2 protein-coding genes are annotated in these 4,230 nt (G+C 24.7%); one reads left to right on the plus strand and one right to left on the minus strand.

The window, feature by feature from the left end:
• Positions 1–364: 364 nt before the first annotated feature.
• Positions 365–3,532 (minus strand): DEAD/DEAH box helicase, encoded by a 3,168-nt coding sequence (locus tag J7G74_RS15935; RefSeq protein ID WP_297137151.1) that lies wholly within the window; start codon positions 3,530–3,532, stop codon positions 365–367.
• A gap of 157 nt (positions 3,533–3,689) precedes the next feature.
• On the opposite strand from J7G74_RS15935, the gene J7G74_RS15940 reads away from it, so the two are divergent.
• On the plus strand, positions 3,690–4,124 hold the full coding sequence (locus J7G74_RS15940) for a hypothetical protein (RefSeq protein WP_297137154.1): 435 nt from the start codon (positions 3,690–3,692) through the stop codon (positions 4,122–4,124).
• Positions 4,125–4,230 lie beyond the last annotated feature (106 nt).

Raw genomic sequence — 4,230 nt, forward strand, 5'->3', positions numbered from 1 at the left:
GGTGTACTTGACATGCGATTAAATTAAAACTACATTCAAATTAAGGCATGGATAATTAATTTTCATATCCACGCCTTAATAATTTTATCATAGAAAGCTATTTACAGAAAAAAATTCACAGTCTCTCCATAAATATTACTGGTATTCCAAATTTCAGACTGGTAGATTTATCTATCATATTTAATTGTGTTGGAATCCATAGAAATAAGTATATCTTTAATAATAAACATAGACAGTATATTAAATTATAACTATAATATGCAAAAGAGCTTAGTTAATCTAAGCTCTTTTTATATAGTAATATTAAACTAACTATTTACATGTTTTTTAATGAATATTTCCAAATAAATTATATCTCTAAAAATTATCTTAATAAATCTAAAATTTCTTCATCAGATAGGTTCTTTAATATACTTCCATCAGATAAATTTCCATCAATCATGTCATCTATAAGTTTCTTTTTAGTTTCTTGAAGGGCTACTATTTTTTCTTCAATAGTTCCTTTTGCAATTAATTTTATTACTTCAACTACTTGTTTTTGTCCATATCTATGTGCTCTATCACTGGCTTGATTTTCTACAGAAGGATTCCACCATGGATCAAAATGGATTACAGTATTTGCAGATGTTAAATTAAGACCAGTTCCTCCTGCTTTAAGAGATATTAAAAACACTCTTATTTCTTCACTTTTGTTGAAATCATCTACTAACTTGATTCTATCTTCTGATTTTGTAGAACCATCTAGATAATAATATTTTATATTATTTTTATCTAACTTCTTACCTATATTTTTTAGTACTGTAGTAAATTGAGAAAAAACTAAAATTTTATTATTTTCCTCTATATATTCTTTTATAATTTCTAAACAAGCTTCTGTCTTGGCACTCTTTCCCTTATACCCTTCTATGACAACACTTGGATCTAGGCAAAGTTGTCTTAACTTCGTTAAATAAGAAAATACAGTTATTTTATTTTTTATATCTTTCTTCTCTTTTAACTTTTGTTTTACATCTTCCACATAAATACCATAAACATTCTTTTGTGATTTTCCCATCTCTACTAAAAACTGTCTTTCTATTTTATCTGGAAGCTCTTTAATAACTTGTTTCTTAGTTCTTCTCAAAATAAAAGGTCTAATCATTCTTTTTAAATTTTCTATTTGTGTTTCATCTTTTATAAAAACTGCATTAAATTTAGTTAAATTATATAAGTATCCTGGCATAATAAAATCAAAAATAGACCATAGTTCTAGTAAATTGTTTTCTATAGGTGTGCCTGTGAGAGCAAATTTATTTTTTGCATGTATAGCCTTTACCGCATTAGTGCTAGCTGCTAAAGGATTTTTAATATTTTGAGCCTCATCTATTATACAGTAATCAAAATTTATTTTTTCATAATTTTCTAAATCATTTCTAAGAGATCCATAAGTAGTAAGCACTACATCATAGTCATCAATATCTTTAATCACAGTAGTCCTATCTTTTTTAATCCCATGAGCTATTCCTACTTTTATCGTAGGTGCAAACTTTTCAAATTCATTTTTCCAGTTATGAATTAATGATGTCGGTGTTATAATAAGGCTTTTCTTATTGTTTTTAGTTAATAGGAAACTTATTGTTTGAATAGTTTTTCCAAGTCCCATTTCATCTGCTAAAATTCCACCAAAACCTAAGTAATCTAAAGTTTCAAACCAATTTAAAGAACTTAATTGATAATCTCTTAATTCTGCTTTTAACTCTTTTGGAACTTCAACTACTAGTTTATCAATATTTTTAAAACGTTCTACTATATTTTTAGTATTTTCCATACCATCTATAAAAGGTAATTTCTTTTCAGTTAATAAATCATCTATAAATAAAGCCTTACTCGAGTGTATTTTCATATTTTTTATATTATCTGTAAAACCTAAGCTTTCCATAAGCTTAAATATTTCTCTAGTTTCTACATCTTCTAAATTAACAAAATTACCATTTTTTAATTTATAAAACCTTTTTTTAATTTTAAAAGCATTAATTATATTTTTATATTCTTCTTCATCTACGCCTTCTATCTTAAAATTAAAGTCAAGATAATGATTTATTTCTTCACCTAAATTAATTCTAAATGCTGAAGATGTATAAACTTTTCTTTCTTTTAATCTATCAGAATAATAAACTTCACCTATATATTTTAAACGATTAATTTCCTTGTTTAAAAAATCATAAAGTTGATTGTCATTTCCTTTAAATATATACTTATTATTTTCCTCTTCAAAATAATTAGTATATAATCTATAAATAGCCTCTTGCTCTTTATGAATATCTCTTATTATAAACTTTCCTTCATCTTCTCCTTCATAATAAAATTTAAGATTACAAGTTATTTTACTATCTTCTAAATCAAAGTAATATTTTATTTGCAAATCTCTTGAAGTATTTTCTTCTATTCTCTCATCAATAGATACTATTTCGCATATCTCCTCAACTTTTGGTATTATATCTGTAAGTACACTAGTGACTTCATTTTTTTCAAATGATATTTCTTTAAACTCATTTAAAACTGAAAATAACTTTTTATAGTAAATCCCATTTTCACTAGTTAAGAGGTAAATATCTCCCTTATAAAATACAACATCTCCTTTTACAGATAAAGGATAGGGAGGAGGCTCTTTGCTTTTTAGAAATACTTCTTCATCATTCATCTCTAAATCTATTTTTATAGGTAATTGTCCACTAATTACTCTTGGATTATGATATAAATTCCTAAACTTGAAGTCAAAATCTCTATATTGTAAAGATTCAAATAATCTTCTAACACTAGATCCTTTTACACTCATATACCTAGCATCTTTTGTAAAAGCATTATGTGAAAGACTCATTCCATACTCTTCTATCATTTCAACTATTTTTTTATCTTCATCGTCAAAATAGTTATTTATAGGGTTGTAAGAAAAATCTACACCATAAATTATATCTTTTGAATTTATTCTAGCAAAAGCAAAATCCCTTAAATTTTTCATTGCATACATTTTTTCTATTCCTATTTTAAAATCACAACTTAAAGTAGAGTCTCCAACAAACTCTACCCTTACATCTAAATCAACTTTTTCCTTAGGTTTACTTTTAAAATAGTCTAGTAAATCTTTATTTATAAAACTTTTACTTCTTTTAATTTTGTTATTATTTTTTACAAAAACTGTTGTTTGCTTTAAATTGCTTATTACATCAGATTTTAATAAGTTTATAACATACAAAGTAGCAGATACCATATGTTTACAAATTGCTATTTGACCAGCTTTACTTCTTTTTATACAATCTTCACATTCACACAGAGCACTTATAACTTCTTCATTTTCTAAATCTATTTTTATAGTAGAACCATAAGATTTATTTTGACTTTCGGATGCTACTTGAGCATCTATAGTTAAAATTCTTTTTTCATTTGTATATCTTACTTCCTCTACATAACCCTCATTATAATTTTCATTACCTCTTTTATATCTTTTTGAGTCTGTATTATTAATTAATATATTATTTACAATTTTAAAGTCCATTACATCACCTGCTTTTTTAGCTTATAAGATTTATTATATAACTGTTGAATATTTACTTCAATGTTTAAAATATGATAATACATTTAAAAATTATTCTGACTACTAGAACAAATTATTGAAATAATAAAATATATAATACTTAAAAGGAGTGATAAATATGTCTAATGAAGATACTATTGGACTTTTAAAAGAATGTGATGCTGGAGTTAAGATGGGAATTGAAAGTGTTGAAATGGTCTTAGATAAAGTAAATGCCGAACAACTTTTTTCTATATTAGAAAAATACTTAGATGATAATAAAAAATTAGAAAATAAAATTAATTTTGAATTAAATAAATTTAAAGACAATGAAAAAGATCCTAGCTCAATAGCCAAATCAATGTCATGGCTAAAAATAAATTTTAAATTAGTAAAAGGTGAGCATGATAAAGTAATTGCTGATTTAATGACAGATGGATGCAACATGGGAATAAAATCAATCTCTAAATATTTAAATCAATATTCTTCTGCTATGAAAGATATCAAAGGATTATGTTATGATTTGATCGAAATCCAAGAAAAATTCGCAAAAGATTTAAGAAAATTTTTATAAACTTCTCTCATGATTAAAGAGCAAGTATATATATGGACTTGCTCTTTTTAATAGAATTATATTACTATATTAAAAAGTAAAAATTTTTGTGGTAATTTTTATAAAA

The organism is Terrisporobacter sp., from assembly GCF_017888745.1.
Taxonomy (GTDB): Bacteria; Bacillota; Clostridia; order Peptostreptococcales; family Peptostreptococcaceae; genus Terrisporobacter.

Bases quoted from the DNA above. Each gene is read 5' to 3' on its own strand.
- J7G74_RS15940 (WP_297137154.1), top strand. From the start codon at position 3,690: ATGTCTAATGAAGATACTATTGGACTTTTAAAAGAATGTGATGCTGGA.
- J7G74_RS15935 (WP_297137151.1), bottom strand. From the start codon at position 3,532: ATGGACTTTAAAATTGTAAATAATATATTAATTAATAATACAGACTCA.